The 18,488-nt window shown below is 35.9% G+C and carries 14 protein-coding genes; 5 read left to right on the forward strand and 9 right to left on the reverse strand.

Annotation, left to right across the window (positions count from 1 at the left end):
- Positions 1-338: 338 nt before the first annotated feature.
- Positions 339-947, reverse strand: coding sequence for a superoxide dismutase (locus VBZ51_RS07595; protein WP_058104735.1), 609 nt, complete (start codon positions 945-947; stop codon positions 339-341).
- Positions 948-1,066: 119 nt separating this feature from the next.
- On the opposite strand from VBZ51_RS07595, the gene VBZ51_RS07600 reads away from it, so the two are divergent.
- From VBZ51_RS07600 to VBZ51_RS07615, 4 genes are all read left to right on the forward strand, one after another.
- Positions 1,067-4,162, forward strand: a complete 3,096-nt coding sequence (locus VBZ51_RS07600) for a UvrD-helicase domain-containing protein (protein ID WP_416576537.1) — start codon at positions 1,067-1,069, stop codon at positions 4,160-4,162.
- Between the two features lie 7 nt (positions 4,163-4,169).
- On the forward strand, positions 4,170-5,363 hold the full coding sequence (gene kbl, locus VBZ51_RS07605; protein ID WP_416576538.1) for a glycine C-acetyltransferase: 1,194 nt from the start codon (positions 4,170-4,172) through the stop codon (positions 5,361-5,363).
- Between the two features lie 113 nt (positions 5,364-5,476).
- On the forward strand, positions 5,477-6,820 hold the full coding sequence (locus VBZ51_RS07610; RefSeq protein ID WP_058104732.1) for an OmpA family protein: 1,344 nt from the start codon (positions 5,477-5,479) through the stop codon (positions 6,818-6,820).
- Positions 6,821-6,893: 73 nt separating this feature from the next.
- On the forward strand, positions 6,894-9,635 hold the full coding sequence (locus tag VBZ51_RS07615; RefSeq protein WP_416576539.1) for a PD-(D/E)XK nuclease family protein: 2,742 nt from the start codon (positions 6,894-6,896) through the stop codon (positions 9,633-9,635).
- A 2-nt stretch (positions 9,636-9,637) separates the two neighbouring features.
- On the opposite strand, the gene VBZ51_RS07620 is transcribed toward VBZ51_RS07615, so the two are convergent.
- Positions 9,638-10,348: an SDR family oxidoreductase gene (locus tag VBZ51_RS07620; protein WP_074670583.1), complete on the reverse strand. Its 711-nt coding sequence runs from the start codon at positions 10,346-10,348 to the stop codon at positions 9,638-9,640.
- Positions 10,349-10,463: 115 nt separating this feature from the next.
- On the opposite strand from VBZ51_RS07620, the gene VBZ51_RS07625 reads away from it, so the two are divergent.
- Positions 10,464-11,804 carry a sugar porter family MFS transporter gene (locus VBZ51_RS07625; protein WP_416576540.1) on the forward strand — a complete coding sequence of 447 codons (1,341 nt, stop codon included), beginning with the start codon at positions 10,464-10,466 and terminating at the stop codon, positions 11,802-11,804.
- Positions 11,805-11,900: 96 nt separating this feature from the next.
- On the opposite strand, the gene VBZ51_RS07630 is transcribed toward VBZ51_RS07625, so the two are convergent.
- The 7 genes from VBZ51_RS07630 to VBZ51_RS07660 form a co-directional block, all read right to left on the reverse strand.
- A complete protein-coding gene (locus VBZ51_RS07630; RefSeq protein ID WP_416576541.1) occupies positions 11,901-12,812 on the reverse strand; it encodes a helix-turn-helix domain-containing protein in 912 nt (303 codons plus the stop codon).
- Position 12,813: 1 nt separating this feature from the next.
- Positions 12,814-13,326 (reverse strand): hypothetical protein, encoded by a 513-nt coding sequence (locus VBZ51_RS07635; RefSeq protein WP_416576542.1) that lies wholly within the window; start codon positions 13,324-13,326, stop codon positions 12,814-12,816.
- Positions 13,327-13,384: 58 nt separating this feature from the next.
- Positions 13,385-13,990 (reverse strand): hypothetical protein, encoded by a 606-nt coding sequence (locus tag VBZ51_RS07640; protein WP_416576543.1) that lies wholly within the window; start codon positions 13,988-13,990, stop codon positions 13,385-13,387.
- Positions 13,991-14,019: 29 nt separating this feature from the next.
- Positions 14,020-14,970 (reverse strand): SDR family oxidoreductase, encoded by a 951-nt coding sequence (locus tag VBZ51_RS07645; RefSeq protein WP_416576544.1) that lies wholly within the window; start codon positions 14,968-14,970, stop codon positions 14,020-14,022.
- Positions 14,971-15,278: 308 nt separating this feature from the next.
- On the reverse strand, positions 15,279-15,704 hold the full coding sequence (locus tag VBZ51_RS07650) for a hypothetical protein (RefSeq protein ID WP_321825957.1): 426 nt from the start codon (positions 15,702-15,704) through the stop codon (positions 15,279-15,281).
- Between the two features lie 14 nt (positions 15,705-15,718).
- Complete coding sequence (locus VBZ51_RS07655; protein WP_416576545.1) at positions 15,719-16,540, reverse strand: DUF695 domain-containing protein; 822 nt, start codon at positions 16,538-16,540, stop codon at positions 15,719-15,721.
- A gap of 57 nt (positions 16,541-16,597) precedes the next feature.
- Positions 16,598-18,442, reverse strand: a complete 1,845-nt coding sequence (locus VBZ51_RS07660) for a hypothetical protein (RefSeq protein ID WP_348099537.1) — start codon at positions 18,440-18,442, stop codon at positions 16,598-16,600.
- Positions 18,443-18,488 lie beyond the last annotated feature (46 nt).

Consider the following 18,488-nt stretch of genomic DNA (forward strand, 5'->3'; position numbering starts at 1 on the left):
TTCATGGTAAGATTTGGGGAAAAGACGGGGCTATGCTCCGTCTTTTTATTTTAATGCAACCTAGTTTACTTTCAGGCTGTTATCTATCATAATTCACTAAGAGAAATATAACACGACATAAATAAAAGTGAATTTTTTTCTTAAAATTCCTTTTTTTATTTACTCAATACCAGTAATTTAGTATCGCCATAGCATAAGTAGGTTAAGTTTATGGTAAGATTTGGGACGAAAAGGGTGGAGACTTCTCCGCCCTTTTCTATTTTAAAAACAAAAAAACCACCTATGAAATTTTCATAAGTGGTTTCCTACAAGTTAGTTAGGATTTACTTTACCTTTACTTATTTGTTACTAGCATAAAGTTTAGATACCTCATCCCAGTTGATAATATTAAAAAACGCTTCAATATAATCTGGTCTCTTATTTTGATAATTTAGGTAATATGCATGCTCCCATACATCTAATCCTAAGATAGGTTGCCCACCACATTCTACTCCTGGCATTAACGGATTGTCTTGATTTGGTGTAGAACAAACTTCTACTTTACCACCTTCATGAACACATAACCATGCCCAACCAGAACCAAATCTAGTACCTGCAGCAGCAGTAAACTTGCTTTTAAACTCTTCAAAAGAACCAAAAGCACTATCAATAGCAGATGCTAATTCTCCACTAGGCTTACCACCACCGTTTGGTGATAATATAGTCCAGAATAATGAGTGGTTATAAAAACCACCTCCGTTGTTTCTAACTGCACCATTACTCATATCCAAACCTGTTAAGATATCTTCAATAGATTTTCCTTCAAGATCTGTACCTTCAATAGCGGCATTTAACTTAGTTGTATATCCGTTATGATGTTTTGTATGATGTATTTCCATCGTCCTTGCATCAATATGAGGCTCAAGAGCATCATAAGCGTAAGGCAATTTTGGTAATTCAAAAGCCATAATTTATGTGTTTTTAGATTTATATTAATTGTATTTCAAAGTTACGGATTTTAACATTTATATTCACGTAATAATTTGTTAAGAACTGTACAGTAATCCTTAATTTGCAGTAAAAATCAGTGTCTAATAATCCGTTTACCATATATAATGCTTCTGCCGGATCAGGCAAAACGTATGCGCTTGCCAAGGTGTACTTGAAGATTATACTGGCTTCTCCTCAAAATTTCAGAAAAATATTAGCGATCACTTTTACCAATAAGGCGGTAAATGAAATGAAACATCGTATTCTTAACAGTCTTTTTGAGTTTTCAAAAACGACTTCTATGGACCATGCAGCACCATTGTTCAAAGATATACTGAATGAGACCGATTATACTTTTGAGGAGTTGCCCGCTTTGAGCAAACTGCGTTTAAAGCAAATTTTGCACAACTATGCTTTCTTTGATATTTCTACCATAGATAAGTTTACCCATAGGCTTATTAGAACATTCGCCAAGGATTTAAAGATCCCTCAAAATTTTGAAGTGGTTCTAGATGTGGATCTGCTTTTACAAGAAGCCGTAGAGCGCGTCATAGGCAAAGCTGGTGAAGATCCTGAATTTACCAAGGTTCTTTTAGATTTTGCACTAGAAAAAATAGAGGACGATAGAAGTTGGGACATTGGTTTTGATCTTTTAAAAATCGGAAAATTAATTTTCGACGAAAACAATGCTGCACATTTAAAGAGCTTAAATGCTATTGAGCTAGGTGATTTTTTAAAACTTCAAAATCACCTTAAAAAACAAACTAAGGATATAGAAAAAAAAGTTGAGGAACTTACAACCGCTTGTCTTGAACTCATTACCAATGCCGGATTGGATTTTAAAGATTTTCCAAGGGAAACCCTACCCAATCATTTTAAAAAAATAATTGCCGGCAACTATTCACCTACTCAACTTTACAACAATAAACTAGAAGACAATTTAATTGAAGGTAAAATTCTAAAAGCCACGGTAAAAAATGCCCCTATTGATTTAGCACATCAACTTTTAGTTTATTATCAAACTATAAAGCAACTTATTTACAAAAGAGGGCTGTTTGCCAACATTAACAGAAACATTGTTCCTTTTGCGCTCTTGAACGCTATTCAAAAAGAACTAAAAATCATTCAAGAAGAAAAGGATCAGTTATCCATATCTGAATTCAACACATTAATTGCAAAGGAAGTAAAGGATCAACCTGCCCCTTTTATTTATGAACGCTTGGGAGAAAAATACCGCCATTATTTTATTGATGAATTTCAAGATACCTCGCAAATGCAATGGGAAAACCTTATACCTCTCATAGGGAATGCCATGGAAGGCCAAGATGAGTTAGGCAATACGGGTTCTCTATTTCTTGTGGGTGATCCCAAGCAAGCCATCTACAGATGGCGTGGCGGTAAGGCCGAACAATTTTTAGAATTGGCGACCCATAAAACACACCCTTTTACCGTACCATCTGATTTGGTTACGTTACCAAAGAATTATAGAAGTTACGCGGAAGTCATTAACTTCAACAACAACTTCTTTCAAAGTGTGAGTCCTTTTTTGGAAAATGAGGTTTATCAAGAATTTTTTAAAATAGGCAACCAACAGGAAATCAACCATAAAGAAGGTGGCTATGTTCATATATCTCTTTTGGAAGAGGATGACGATGAGCTTTATGCCGAAACCACTTTAGCGACCATTCAAAAATGTATAGCACAAGGTTATACCTATAGTGACATTTGCATTATTATCAGAAAAAAGAAACACGGTCTATTGCTTGCAGATCAGTTGATGCAGCATAATATACCGGTAGTTTCCTCAGACTCTTTATTGTTGAGCGAGAGCAAAAAGGTTATTTTTCTTGTACAGCTAATTAGGCACTTGGTACAACCCACGGAATTGGAAATTCAATATGAATTACTTCATTTCCTTTCTGAAAACAAAGCTGACAAACACGCTTATATTTATGAGAACCTAGATAATCTAAACAACCATTTCCTAAACGTTTACGGCTTTGATTCTTCTAGATTAAGACAAACATCTGTTTATGATGGATTGTCATATGCCATTAAAACCTTTGACCTTATACCTACTTCAGATGCTCACTTGACTGCTTTTATGGATCTTGTTTTTGATGTAGAGCAAAAATTTGGCTCAGATATGCAGTCTTTTTTAGATTACTGGGACAAAAAAGGACATTCAGCAAGCATTAGCACACCAGAAAATATTGAATCTGTGCAGATAATGACCATTCACAAATCTAAAGGTCTGGAGTTTCCAGTGGTCATTTTCCCCTATGCAAATTCAAACATATTTGAAGAAATAGACCCTAAATTATGGCTGCCGGTTGATAAAGATGAGTTTCTTGGCTTTTCTGAAATACTGATCAATAAGAAACAGGAAGTTCAAGAATACGGAGAAACCGAAGCCTTGTTGTATTCCCATGATCACCAAAAATTACAGTTAGATGCGTTCAACCTTTTATATGTTGTTTTAACCAGAGCCGTAAAAGCACTTTTCATAATTAGCGAAAACAAACTTGATAAGAAAGGGGAACACAATACCAATTACTACTCTGGGTTATTCATTCATTTCCTAAAAAGTATTGGTGCGTACCAACAAGATAAATTAGATTACCATTTTGGTGAGTTCCCTCTTAATCAAGCCAAAAAAGAAATGGATAACGATCCTCTGACCATACCTTATATATATACCAATAAAGACAGGGCAGATTTTAAAATACTGGCACTGGCAGGAACCCTTTGGGATGAAGGTTTAGATATTGCCATTAATCAAGGTAATGTTATACATTTTATACTGGGTGCCATCCATACCGCAAAAGACCTAGAAAGAGCCATGCAACTGGCATTACAAAAAGGTCTGATCAAGGAACAAGAAGTCAATGAGATAAAGGAAGTTGTAAAAAAGGTCATCTATCATAAAGATTTATCGCAATTTTACACTCAAGATTTTGAGGTGCTGAACGAAAGAGATCTTTTAATGGCAGACGGTTCTACCCAAAGACCAGATAGGGTTGTGCTTAAGGATAACCATGCAACCATTATAGATTATAAAACCGGTGAACGCAATAAGCACTATCACCAACAGGTGAACGCCTATGCCCAAAGTTTTTCAAATATGGGCTACACCATTGATCACAAAATCATTGTGTATATTAATACTGAAATAGAACTAGATTATATATAGAAGGAATATGTACGGAAAAATCAAAGAACATTTACAGCAAGAAATTGAAACGATTAAAAAGGACGGACTTTTTAAAGAGGAAAGAATTATTGTTTCTCCACAAGATGCCGTCATTAAAATAAATACCGGGCAAGAGGTCATTAATTTTTGCGCCAATAACTATTTAGGGTTATCATCACATCCAGAGGTTATACAAGCGGCAAAAGACGCTATGGACACCCATGGCTTTGGTATGTCATCTGTAAGGTTCATTTGCGGCACACAAGACATCCATAAAGAACTGGAGCAAAAAATAGCTCATTTCTATGGTACCGAAGACACTATTTTATATGCTGCTGCATTTGATGCCAACGGTGGCGTATTTGAACCTTTGCTTACCGCAGAAGATGCTATCATATCAGATTCGTTGAACCATGCCTCAATCATAGATGGTGTTCGTTTATGTAAAGCAAAACGTTATAGATATGCCAATAGTGATATGGCAGATCTAGAAGAACAACTTATTAAGGCAAACGAAGACGGGGCACGTTTTAAGATCATTGTTACCGACGGTGTATTCTCCATGGATGGCATTGTTGCCCCGCTGGACCAAATATGTGATCTAGCCGATAAGTACGATGCCCTGGTAATGATAGACGAATGCCATGCAGCCGGTTTTATAGGCGAAAAAGGAAGAGGTACCTTAGAAGAAAAAGGGGTAATGGGTAGAATTGATATTATAACCGGCACGCTAGGCAAAGCCCTAGGTGGTGCCATGGGCGGTTATACTACAGGAAAAAAGGAAATCATTACTTTATTGAGACAACGGTCTAGACCTTACCTATTTTCAAATTCCTTGGCACCTGCCATTGTAGGTGCCTCTATAAAGGTATTTGATATGTTGGAGAACGACACTTCTTTAAGAGATAAGTTGCAAGAAAATACTGCATACTTCAAAAAAGGCATGATAGCGGCTGGTTTCGACATTGTTGATGGCGATTCTGCCATTGTACCGGTAATGTTATATGATGCCAAACTATCTCAAGAAATGGCAAATAAGCTCTTGGAAAAAGGTATTTATGTTATCGGGTTTTTCTACCCTGTTGTTCCAAAAGACAAAGCTCGTATTAGGGTACAACTTTCAGCTGCGCATTCAAAAGAGCATTTAGACGCTGCCATTACCGCATTCACAGAGGTAGGCAAGGAATTAAAAATCGTTTAAATGCACTATTTAATCTATTAAATGCATTAAAAAAAATAGGAAATTGATTTTGTTAATAATATTTAACAAGTTACATTTGCAGCTAATAAACACTTAAACTTAAAAATTTGAACATGAAACATCTTAGCAAATTATTGGTTGTTGTACTACTTGTTGTAGGTATCAACAACATACAAGCGCAAGACGAGAATAACCCTTGGCAAGTGCAATTTGGGGTTAATGCCATTGACGTATATCCAACTTCGGATGTAAGTTCTTTCGGTAATGAATTCTTCAATGCAAACGATCACTGGAATATCTTACCTTCTATTTCTTATGTAGGAGTATCTAAATCTATAGGAGATGGTTTCTCTGTTGGAGCTAGAGGTTCTCTTAACAAAATTAGCAAATTAGGTGACGTTAGTGTTGACGATCTATCTCACTACGCTATAGATGGTACAATTAAATATGATATCATAAAAAGACAAACTGTTCTTGACCCATTCATCGAAATAGGTGGTGGTTATACTTGGATCGATGAAATCGGTGCTGGTACTGCAAACGGTGGTGTTGGTCTTAACATCTGGTTCTCTGAGAACTTAGGTCTTACTTTACAATCTTCTTATAAGCATGCTTTCGAAGATTACTTAGCTCCTCATTTCCAACATTTAGCTGGTATCTCAGTTAAGTTTGGTGGTACTGACACTGACGGTGACGGTATCTACGATAAAGATGATGCTTGTCCAGAAGTTGCTGGTCTTGAAGCATTCAACGGTTGTCCAGATTCTGACGGTGACGGTATAGAAGACAGCAAAGATGCTTGTCCTAACGAAGCTGGTTCTAAAGAAATGAACGGATGTCCTGATGCTGACGGTGACGGTGTTGCTGACAAAGATGACGCTTGTCCTAACGAAGCTGGTGTTGCTGCTTTAGCTGGTTGTCCAGATGCTGACGGTGACGGTGTTGCTGATAAAGATGATGCTTGCCCTTCTGAAGCAGGTCCTGCTGAGAACAAAGGTTGTCCATGGCCTGATACTGACGGTGACGGTGTATTAGACAAAGACGATCAATGTCCTGAAGTTGCTGGTACTGTAGCTAACGCTGGTTGTCCTGAAGTAACTGAAGAAGTTCAAAAGCAATTGAACGATTACGCTAGAACTATCTTATTTGATACTGGTAAATCTTCTATCAAAGCTGAGTCTACTTCAGTAATGGTTGACATTATCACTATCCTTAAAGAATACCCTAACGCTAAATTTACAGTTGAAGGTCACACTGATAGCGTAGGTAGCGAAAAATTAAACCAAAGTCTTTCTGAGTCAAGAGCTCTTTCTGTAAAAGAATTCTTAGTTGACAAAGGAATAGAAGAGTTCAGATTATCTGCAGTTGGTTACGGTGAGTCTAAGCCTATCGCAACAAACAACACTAGAGCTGGTAGAACTCAAAACAGAAGGGTAGAAATCAACTTAGTAAAATAAGTAAAAAACATACCTAAGTGTTTTAATAAAATAAAAGCTCCGCAATATTGCGGAGCTTTTTTATTTTTACATCATGCAGAGCTTTATACAAGATGTAGTACAGGATGTTTTAAAACACAATTCCAACATTGCCAATACCATTTTTATCTTACCCAGTAAACGGGCTGGTGTCTTTCTTAAGAAAGCACTATCCAAATCATTGACCAAAACCATACTTGCTCCTGAAATCTACAGTATTGAAGACTTCATTGAAAAAGTATCCAACCTGGTAACCGCCAATACTACTACCCAGTTATTTGAACTGTATAATGCTTACTTGAGCGTTGGTGACTATGAAAAAGAATCTTTTGATTCTTTCTTGAAATGGGGACAAATTCTATTACAAGATTTTAATGAAGTGGATCGCTACTTAGTAGATGCCACTGCTCTGTATCAAAATGTTGCCGCTATACAAGAGGTAAATCATTGGTCATTGAACAGTGACAAATCTGAAATGATCGAAAATTACCTTCATTTTTGGCGCCACCTTGAAGAAATCTATACCAAATTCAATAATAACCTCATACAAAAAGGTTTAGGTCATCAAGGTCTTATATATAAAACATCGGTATCCCAACTTTCTGGTTATCTTGAATCCAACAGCAAGAAACATATTTTTCTTGGCTTTAATGCCTTGAACACTGCTGAAAGTATTCTTATACAAACCATTCTTGAAAAAACAGATGCCGCTATCTATTGGGATATTGACCCTTATTTTCTAAAAGACAATATTCATGATGCCGGATACTTTATACGCCAGTATCAAAAAACATGGAATGTTCTAAAAGACAAACCCCTTGCCGGTCTAACCAATTATTACAATACTGATAAGCACATAGAAATTATTGGTGTACCCAAAAATGTATCCCAGGTTAATTATGTAGGTGATATTTTAAATCACATTCAAGGTAACGCACCAGGAACATTGCAAAACTCCGCCATTGTTCTTGGTAATGAAGAATTATTAAACCCCCTATTAAATGCTATACCGGATCATATTCCGGCAACGAATATTACCATGGGTCAAAAGCTAGAATCTACTACCCTAGCAAGTTTTTTTATAAACCTCATAGAATTTCATGAACAAAAAACAGATCGTGGCTGGTTCTATAGACACCTATTGAATCTTTTGACGCATTCATATACTGTCATATTATTCGATGCGAATGAGGTTTCTACCCACCAGTTAATTTCAAAAATAAAGTTGAATAATTGGACCTATATCAACCATGGACAAATAAATGCGCTTTTACCTGAGCATGCCACAGTTTCTTTATTATTTGAAGAGATCAACAACGATCCCAATAAACTTTTAGAAAACTTTCTAGCCTTAATCACTTCTATGAGAAGCATAGAGGCGGTAAAACAGAATTCATTATTGTTAGAGCAGTTATATAAATTCTATACCTTGTTCAATCAGCTCAAGGATCTTTGCAACAATTTTACCTACATAAACAATTTAAAAAGTTTAAAACACCTTTTTAAACAGTTGTTAAGCTCAGAAACCTTAGATTTTCAAGGAAATCCTATAGAAGGCATACAGATTATGGGAATGCTAGAAAGTAGGTTGTTGGATTTTGAGACCATTATCATCACGTCTGTAAACGAAGGTGTGCTACCATCGGGAAAATCCAATAATTCCTTTATTCCGTTCGACTTAAAGACGAAAAACGGATTACCCACCTACAAAGAAAAAGATGCGGTGTACACCTATCACTTTTATCGATTATTACAGCGTGCCAAAAACGTATACATCTTATATAACACAGAGCCAGATGCTTTAGAAGGTGGAGAACGTAGTAGGTTGATCACCCAATTACTAACGGATGATAACAGAAGCGATATCAAAGAAGTCATAGCCACACCTACCATACAACCTATTGCCAAAGAAATTGAGCAGATAGCAAAGACAACTACGCTTACACAACTTATTCGTGAAAAAGCCGCTAAAGGATTTTCACCAAGCTCTTTGAGCAACTACATTAGAAACCCAATTGATTTCTATAAGCAGAATCTATTGAATATCAATGAGGTTATGCAGGTTGAAGAAACCCTTGCCCCCAATACTTTTGGTACTATTGTCCATGATAGCTTAGAAGAGTTGTATACACCTTTAATTGGCACAACCCTTACCAAGGAGTCTCTAAACGATATCCGTAAAAATGTAACTACCTCGGTAGCCCGTAACTTTGAAAAAACGTACAAGGATGGGAACATCAGTTCTGGTAAAAACTATATTTCTTTTCATGTCATCCTTAAGTACATTCAAACATTTATAGATGCAGAAATAGCCGCTATTAAAGACCATAGTATTAAAATAATTGCACTGGAACAGTCACTATCAGTACCCCTGGAAATTGCCGGTTTGGACTTCCCCATCACCTTAAAAGGAAAATTAGACCGTGTTGATGAATTTGATGGCGTTACCCGAATTATCGATTACAAAACAGGTAAGGTAGAAAGACGCAATGTTGAATTAATGGATTGGGACGTACTTACCGAAGATTATCAATTTAGCAAGGCTTTTCAATTGCTTTGCTACGGATTAATGTTTTTTAAAATGCATCCTGCAGATAACTTAACCATTCAAGCAGGTATTATCTCTTTAAAGAATTTTGCAGATGGAACGTTGCTGTTCGCGCAAAAAGAAACTGCCCGAGGACCCAAAAATCACCTTATTACCAATGAGGTCATTTCTGATTTCGAGCAGCTACTTGGTCAGTTAATTACAGAAATCTGTAATGCCGACATTCCTTTTACTGAAAAAGAAGTCTAAACTTATTTCTTGTCCGGTCTTGTTGGCCTTACCTCTATTTTACTAGGTAAGGTTCTTTCGTTCATCTGCAATAGATCTAACACCAATTCACCAATGTCCTCTGGTTGAATTTTCCATGCATCTTTGTCACCTGGCTCATTATGGTTAAAATGTGTTGCCACAGAACCCGGCATTATGGTAGATACTTTTATACCGTACTGTCTAAGATCTAGCATTGCCGCTTGTGTAAAGCCAACCACACCAAATTTTGATGCATTATACCCAGCACCTTGAGCAAAGAAATTGGTACCTGCCAAACTTGCTAGGGTAATATAATATCCTTCTGTTTTCTTCAGGGACGCTACAGATGCTTTTAGGGTATGAAAAACACCACTAAGGTTTACATCTATCATTTGGTGCCATTGTTCTTCGGTCATTTCATCTATGGGTGCAAAATTACCAACACCGGCATTTGCCAGAACAACATCTACTTGCCCCCATTTATCCGTTATTTTAGCTACGGCATTTTCTTCGTCTGAAAGTTTAGCTACATTAGATACAATTCCTAAAACATCATCGTTATTAAAATCTTTTAACGCCTGATCTACACTTTCTTGAGATCTACCGCTAATGGCCACTTTCATGCCTTGACCCAATAATGTTTGTGCTACGGCAAAGCCTATTCCCTTAGTGCCTCCAGTTATATAAGCTACTTTATTTTTTAAATCTTTCATTGTTCAATTTTAAAATTGTTACAAGTTACCAATTCTTTGATTTTTATGTTGACCCAAAAGATTATGATTTTACGATTTTCATTCATTATATTTAACAACAACTTAACACTCAACAATGAACAGAATTATCGTATGGTCCATTACCGTGGCCCTCGCAGGATTTTTATTTGGTTTTGATACCGTTGTCATCAGCGGCGCAAATGAACCTATTAAACAAATTTGGAACACATCGCCTTTATTTCACGGCACCTTTATCATGAGTATGGCACTCTGGGGTACCGTAGTAGGCTCTCTTTTTGGTGGCATTCCCACCAAAAACCTAGGGCGTAAGAAAACGCTGTTATGGGTAGGTATTCTGTTTCTGGTCTCCGCACTTGGCTCTGCCTTGGCTCAAGATCCATATTCATTTTCCCTATTTCGTTTCATTGGTGGTGTAGGTGTCGGTATTTCTTCGGTTGCCGCTCCTATTTACATTTCTGAAATTACATCTAAGGAGAATCGTGGAAAGCTTGGCGGACTTTACCAATTTTGGTTGGTATTCGGTATTTTGATCGCCTTTGTATCTAACTGGTTATTAAAAGGTTTTGATGGTGCAAATGATTGGCGTTGGATGCTTGGTGTAGAAGCCATACCCGCTTTCATTTACACCGCAATGGTATTTACCGTACCTGAAAGCCCGCGTTGGTTGGCTTTACACAAAAAGGATGATGCAGGTGCCTTAAAAATATTAGAAATCATACACTCTAAAGAAAAGGCCGCGCTACAATTGGCAGAGATTAAGACCGATTTACAGCACAGCACCAAAAGTGAAAGCCTTCTTCAAAAGAAATACTCAAAAGTACTTTGGCTCGCTTTCTTTATAGCATTCTTTAATCAATTATCAGGCATCAACTTTGTGCTGTATTATGCCCCTGAAATTTTAGAGCAAGCCGGGTTAGGCGGTAAAGAGTCGCTTTTCAACTCGATCGCCATTGGTATCGTAAATCTTGTATTCACCTTTATTGGAATTCGCTTGTTGGACAAACTAGGAAGACGACAACTGATTATTATTGGTTCTATAGGCTACATTATTAGTTTGGTTATGGTGGGTCTCTGTTTTCAAATGGATCTGGGATCTACCCTTACACTTACTTTCATCTGTACTTTTGTTGCCTCTCATGCCATTGGGCAAGGTGCGGTAATATGGGTCTTTATATCAGAAATATTCCCGAACAGTGTTCGTGCTTACGGGCAGTCTTGGGGTGTTAGTGTACATTGGGTATTTGCAGCGATCATTACATTGATCACTCCCTTTTTCCTAGATGCTACCCAAGGTGTTCTTAAAGACCATGTTTGGTATATCTACTACTTCTTCTGTGCAATGATGGTATTGCAACTTATTTGGGCAATGACCAAAATGCCAGAAACTAAAGGAGTTTCTTTAGAGGAATTGAGCAAGGAATTGGTGAAAGAATAAAACATCATCTTGTTAAACATACATTATCTACAAAGCCCTCATTACAGATGTAACGAGGGCTTTATAGTCTTTTCCCTTTAATAGTAATGGAAGTATCTAATTCACACTAAACTTTTCACGATAAGCCGTTGGGCTAATACCTTCTTTCTTTTTGAACAACCTTGAGAAATAATGCGGATATTCAAAACCCAACTCATACGCTACCTCAGCAATACTTTTACTGGGATGCAGCAACATATTCTTTGCTTCATCTATTAACAACAACTGCAAATGTTCCGTGGTGGTCTTACCGGTCTCCTTTTTTAAGGTATCGCTTAGATAACGTTGCGAAATTGCCATTTTATCGGCAATCTGTTCTATGCTAGGTATACCATTTTCCTGTAGCTGACCAGATTCTACGTACTCCAACAACTTTGTATTAAACTGTTCTAACAAACTTGTAGAAAGTTCTTTTCTGTTTAAAAATTGACGCTCATAAAATCGATTGGCGTATTTCAGCAGGGTACTCAATTGAGATACAATAATGTCCTTACTGAACTCGTCTTGATTGTTTTGATATTCAATTTCAATATTCTCGACAATGGATTCTATCTGCTTTTCTTCTTTTGGTGAAAGGTGCAATGCCTCATTGACGGAGTAGGAAAAGAAACCATATTTTTTGATCTGATGCGCCAACTCCGTTCCTTTTAAAAAGTCCTCGTGAAAGCTGATCGAAAACCCTTTTTGTTCAAACACCGCTGCCTCGTTCCATTGCAATACTTGCCTTGGTGCAATAAAAAATAGCGCTCCGTTATTGAAATCGTATGTTGTACGCCCATAGTTTAAATCGCCCTGTACAAACTTCTTAAAACTAATGGTATAACAATCATTGGTAATGGGCGGCGAACTTTCTTTGGGGCAAGGTAAAAAACCATCTCCCGTTGCCGAAAATACACTCAACATAGGGTGTTCCGGACCAGGTAGTTCCAAATACGCTATATAGGACGATAATGTTTTAAAATGCTGCATACTACTTGTTCATTTCTTTAGCTGCCAATTGTAATTGTTTATTATACCCATCTATTCTGGCATGGGCGGTACCGTCTACCAATAAAATAACCGTCAACATAGCTATGGTGGTAATCATACTTGCTCTCCAAACCGGTGTGCTTACAAACAACAGTACTATGGCACAAGCTATGATTATAATGGGTATCGCCTTAAAAACAATAGTATCGTATTCTTTTAAGGTAGCTTCGGCGCGTTCCAATTCTGATGCTACAAACGCCGGTGCATCTATTTGGTAGGCTTTTTCAAATTGGGGAATTCTTGATTTATTGGTAAAAAACAACCCAACACCAATGATTAAAAGTAAACTGCCCGCTACCAATGTAGGAATTATATACGCTCTGGCGATATCTGTTTTACCCAATTGCCAAAACCCCAAGCTTGCCACTAAAAATGCCAGACCGAACAGCATGAAGAACGGAGTTGAAAATAGTTCTGCCTTTGCCCAATCTGTTGCCGCTTTTAATATATCCATGTCTCTATGATTTAATTGCTCTATTCTACTAAATTAAAATTTAATCTATTGTTTTTGTCTATTTCCTAGACCCTATATTATTTACAATTTTTGCCGGACCTTCTGGAAACCATGTTTTTGCCAAGAAATTAGGAACTGAACCCACCGGAACATAATCTGCATTATAGGTGATTTTAGTGCTTGTATTGTCTACCTTTTCAAATTCGTAAACAACTTTATAGTCCGTCATTCTTTTTACATCTTCCTTCTTGTAATCGTTTGCAGCAGCTATAGCTGTAAAAACAAGTTTATCCTCTTGCTTTACCCTATTGATTTTTATAACAATATCACTATCTGCCATGGGCCAAGGAGCATCAAAATAATAGTAGGCCAACCATGCATTTTCCGACACTTTTTCTATCTCTTGGGTTACCGGGGTTCTCTCCAAGAAATTTTTATGGTTGGCCATATTTGAAAAATAGGCATCTAGCGCTTCTAAACTTATGTTGGCAGTGGTCTGGGCAACGTAATAAAAATGCGTTCCTTCGTCTTCCTTTACCAATTCGTATTTTACTATCGTTTTACCGTCTTTAGTGGTTTCGGTCTTCCAATTTCTTTCTTGTGAAAAAACGTGTAGTGATGCTAATAGCATTACTACGATACCAATGGTTTTTATCCTCTTCATTTTATTCCTATTTCATTATTAGTTAAATACTACACCTCCCATTCATAACCAACGGCTTCTTCTGAAACTTCCCACAGTTTTTCCATGACGGGTTTGTCCTTGGCGTGAGGTTCTAATTTGCATTCCCCAACCGGACCTGTCCAATAATTTTTACCTGTTGGTCCGTAAAAACCAGATTGATCTAAATCTGGCTCGGTGGCACACATGATTTCTGGGTATGCCCCTTTCTCTGCAGATTGTACCATGGGCGTTAATTTCATGATCTGCCAAATAAATCTTGTCAACAAGCTACCGCTGGTCTTGATCAATGATGTTGAAGAGGCTCCCGGGTGGCAAGCGTATGACTTCACACCTGTTTTTCCCGCCGCCTTAAGTCTATCTTGCAATTCATAAACGGTCATGATCTGCGCCAATTTACTTTGACTGTACACGCCGTTTGGACTGTAGTTCTTGTCCCAGTTCATATCATTGAACTGTATGGTCTTTATGCCCAAATTGTAGCCCATACTGCCCACGGTCACTATACGCCCTTTTGATTCTTCTATACGTGGGTACAGCAAAGCCTGTAATAAGAAATTACCGTAATGGTTTACCCCTAACTGACTTTCAAAACCATCTTCTGTAAATGTTTGTTTGGGTACTTGCGCAATGGCGGCATTGCACATTAGGGCATCTATTTGTGGTACGGTTTTCAAAATTTCATCTGCAGCTTTCCTGACCGATGCCAATGATGCCAAGTCCATTTCTATATTGCTTACAGGTATGGCATTGCCAAGCTCCTGTTTTAAGGTTGACAACGTATCGGCAACTTTTTTTGGGTTACGGTTTAGCATGACCACTTTAGCCCCTTTTTTCAACAGTATTCTTGCCGCCTCAAAACCAGTACCACTGGTTGTACCGGTAATTATGAATGTTTTGCCTTTAAGACTTTTGATTCTATCTGGGGTCCACCCTTTTTTACCAAATTGTGTTGTACTCATATCGCCTATTTTTTAAATGTCTAAAAGAATAGGACAAAAGTATATGCGAAGTTGCCGTTAGGACTTACACACATTTTCGAATGTTGTGTACTTTTTGGTGGGGATAGTGGGATAGTGGGATAGTGGGATAGTGGGATAGTGGGATAGTGGGATAGTGGGATAGTGGGATAGTGGAGAATATTAAATACCTTCTAATTTACATAGCTCATCTTGATTTTTTTAATCTTTAAAAAGATGATTTGACTCATAAGTGAAGATAATAATCAGTATTGCTATTAGTTTTGGAGTTTTAAATTGATCACAATTTTTTATAATACAATTTCAAAATTGCTATCCAACATCTGTATTAGAAATATCAAATCTTTTTGTTCTTTTATTTCAGCAACAATTGGTTTTAAATAATCAAATATTATTTTATTAAAAACTTCATCTCCAAGGTCGTGATTTACTCTTTTCACTAATCCACTAGTCTTGAATTCTGGATTTTCTGATTCGTATTCATCTTCCCATTCAGGTATTTCCATATAATCATATTCCACGAAATCAAAATCCGGACAATTATTCTCAGTTTCCGTTAGTTTGGTTTTTATATTGAAGTTTGTTGTTATCCATCCAGACCAAGGACAACAATAAATACCTATCGAAGTAGGTAGCCCATATTCTGTTTGAAAACGAGAAATAGAATTGTTTATGAATTCCGTAATCCCTTTTTTGTTTTCGTCTAAATCTATCATTAATGAATGTATTTTTATTCTGTAACCACCATAGTTTCCCACCCATCATATTCACCCCCAAACTTTGCTGCCAAAATTCTTAGATTAGAAGTTATAGGGTAAATAGTATCTATATCTACATGGTCCACTCTCCAAACTATTAATTCAAATGGTAAGAAAGACTCCTTATTAATATTTGTATGCTCAACATTAAATTTAGCTTTAATGAGTTCATTTTTGCATTGTATCATTTCATCTTCCGCAGAAAAATAAAACCAATGATCTATTCGTCTTGCTTTTGTAAGTTGATCACCTGCCTCTTCTAAACTTCTAAGCACTGATTGGTCTGCCATGTAGTTTTGCACCTCTTCGCTTGGGTAAAGGAAATCCGTATAATAAGTCCATTCTTTGTCTTCTTTAATATTGACATAGAATTTATATTCTGGATATTTTTCCTTATAAAAATTATCAATAATGGTAACCAAATCCTTTGGTTCCTTGAGGTAAAAATATTCCAAGCGCTCTTTGTCATACATGAACGAACCTACATTGAAATAGTCAGTTTCCTTCTTTACTATTTCAATTAACTGATCAGCTACATTATGAAGAATAACTAGAGTTTCATTTTCAGGAAATCCATTTTCATCAGCAGTTTCATAAGACAATCCTGTGACCAAAACATAGTTGAAATCTTTAATAGGAGCGGTATCTATTAAATCCATTCGTAACGTAGTTGAGCCTATTTTGCCTTCCTCATACGCTGCCATGTAACCATCCCATCGCTCTTCCGTTTGCTGTCCATTTAATTGTAAAATAGTACATGTAATTAGCAGTAAAATTTTAAATGAAATTTTCATTTTATTAGGTTGGTTTGTAACTAAAGAAAGCAATATACAATTTCCATATCTTCCTTATTATTTACTCAATGCTTTTAAAATTCGTTCTTCATTAATTACAATATCTCTAAATAATACATGAGGAAATTCAGTGTAATTTGAGCCTTTGAAGGATTCTAAAATTTTAGATAGAGTTGTAGCAGTTAGAAGCGATAAGTTCATTTCCGTATCCATTTCACAATCTGTTACGAAATCGTCACTAAATTCAGGAGCAACCAAAAGTATCTTTATTATACGTAAATTGTTTTTTAAAGCTAAATTTTGATAAGATTTCAATTGCCTTGAGACAGTACTAAATTTATTATATCCTCTTTCTTTACTTGTCTTACATTCAACAATAATTATCTCATCGTTCCCTAGATTCAAAAGAATATCAATCATATCCTTTTGCGTGTTTATATTATTCTTTAAAGTGTCATCTACATCAAAACCTAATCCCTTAAAAATTACCTTTGTCAGCTCTTCAAACTTTAAACCTAACTCACTTTCTTTAATTGTAATACCATTCTCTTTTAATAAGTTTAAATCTCTAAAAGCAACATTAGAGTAATTTTCCAAATATAAATTCTCTACATCTTTATAATGTTCAAGAATATTCAATATATCATCACCTCTTTGCTTAATTCCATTATCCTTTATGAATTTTGTCAAATCTGGTTTTATTATTAAATCAAGTATATCCCTAGGTTTAATATTATAATCTAATAGATAATCTCCTTTTAACACAAATTCATCCTGCAATTCAAATTGCGCCCTAATTTCTTTATTTAATTTTGGTAATGATTGATTAAGTTCAAAAAGTAGTTTTTCAAACCCATCCAAAGATATTCCAACTTTTTCGTCTCTCTCCACATTCTCAAAATGTTGAATTAGACTAACTATTTTATCTTCTAAAACACTTCCTTTAAGGTTACCTATATTCAAGCCTTTTTCACATAATTCATTCAAAGTTTTTTTCTTCTCCGTTAATGTACTTCCTGATTTATATATATCCTCTAAAAGCAAATTTGTAAAGGAAACACCCTCCTTAATGATCTCTTCAATCTTCTGTGCTGACGACAATTTCCTATCTATATTATGATCTCTTGCTATTTGATTTATTATAGGGTCCCTTAATAATTTTAATGTTCTTCTATAAAATTTAGTAGCTACTTCCTTTTTTCTGATTTTCCTCAATAGACGAACCATTTCATCAGCTACATAAATTGTATTTTCTTTATTCGAATAAAATATTACTCCAATATTTTTTAAACTTTTAATTACTTCTTGTATATCCAGTTTCTTAATTGGGACGATGGAATAGTTTATTAGCTTAACTTCTTCTTGAGAAAGTCCTAATTGTTTTCCCAGAGTTAAAATTATTGACAATTCATCTGAAGTTATTTTTGCATCTCTATTATTCTCTATATCATTTTGATAGGCTGTATGTAAACAAGCTTTATAGATTCTATAATCTCTTTTTCTTGCTAAACTTATCTCAGACTTTTCGTCTTCAATACTTGAGTTAAGAATTTTAATCTTAGATTTTAGATTCTTAATTTCTGAATCATACAATCGGGAAAACCAATCCTGCTTCATAATGCAATTACCATCACGTATAATGATATCTATTAAAACATCTAATTGCGAGGTAATTTCTTGAAATTCACATTCAATATAACTTTGGAATTCTCTTGAGGTTAAGTTGAAAATTCTAGAAATATTTTGATTGTCAACTGATTTTAAACCTTTATCCGATGAACTTAAAATCTTATCTATCTCTTTTCCGTTCGTTGGGTTTTTAGATATAATATTATCAATGATTTTAATGAATGAGTTTTTTTCTATAGACCCCAATTTATCTAATATTCGCTCTAGTTTCATAAGACTTGATACTTACTTGTTATAATTTATTCTGGACTAAATGATG

Origin of the sequence: Maribacter sp. HS (assembly GCF_048059195.1) — a bacterium.
GTDB lineage: Bacteria > Bacteroidota > Bacteroidia > Flavobacteriales > Flavobacteriaceae > Maribacter > Maribacter dokdonensis.

Excerpts from the sequence above, each read along its gene's own strand:
- VBZ51_RS07630 (WP_416576541.1), bottom strand. The coding sequence starts at position 12,812 with ATGCAGCATTTTAAAACATTATCGTCCTATATAGCGTATTTGGAACTA.
- VBZ51_RS07620 (WP_074670583.1), bottom strand. The coding sequence starts at position 10,348 with ATGAAAGATTTAAAAAATAAAGTAGCTTATATAACTGGAGGCACTAAG.
- VBZ51_RS07625 (WP_416576540.1), top strand. The coding sequence starts at position 10,464 with ATGAACAGAATTATCGTATGGTCCATTACCGTGGCCCTCGCAGGATTT.
- VBZ51_RS07595 (WP_058104735.1), bottom strand. The coding sequence starts at position 947 with ATGGCTTTTGAATTACCAAAATTGCCTTACGCTTATGATGCTCTTGAG.
- VBZ51_RS07610 (WP_058104732.1), top strand. The coding sequence starts at position 5,477 with ATGAAACATCTTAGCAAATTATTGGTTGTTGTACTACTTGTTGTAGGT.
- VBZ51_RS07645 (WP_416576544.1), bottom strand. The coding sequence starts at position 14,970 with ATGAGTACAACACAATTTGGTAAAAAAGGGTGGACCCCAGATAGAATC.
- VBZ51_RS07635 (WP_416576542.1), bottom strand. The coding sequence starts at position 13,326 with ATGGATATATTAAAAGCGGCAACAGATTGGGCAAAGGCAGAACTATTT.
- VBZ51_RS07660 (WP_348099537.1), bottom strand. The coding sequence starts at position 18,442 with ATGAAACTAGAGCGAATATTAGATAAATTGGGGTCTATAGAAAAAAAC.
- kbl (WP_416576538.1), top strand. The coding sequence starts at position 4,170 with ATGTACGGAAAAATCAAAGAACATTTACAGCAAGAAATTGAAACGATT.
- VBZ51_RS07655 (WP_416576545.1), bottom strand. The coding sequence starts at position 16,540 with ATGAAAATTTCATTTAAAATTTTACTGCTAATTACATGTACTATTTTA.
- VBZ51_RS07650 (WP_321825957.1), bottom strand. The coding sequence starts at position 15,704 with ATGATAGATTTAGACGAAAACAAAAAAGGGATTACGGAATTCATAAAC.
- VBZ51_RS07640 (WP_416576543.1), bottom strand. The coding sequence starts at position 13,990 with ATGAAGAGGATAAAAACCATTGGTATCGTAGTAATGCTATTAGCATCA.
- VBZ51_RS07615 (WP_416576539.1), top strand. The coding sequence starts at position 6,894 with ATGCAGAGCTTTATACAAGATGTAGTACAGGATGTTTTAAAACACAAT.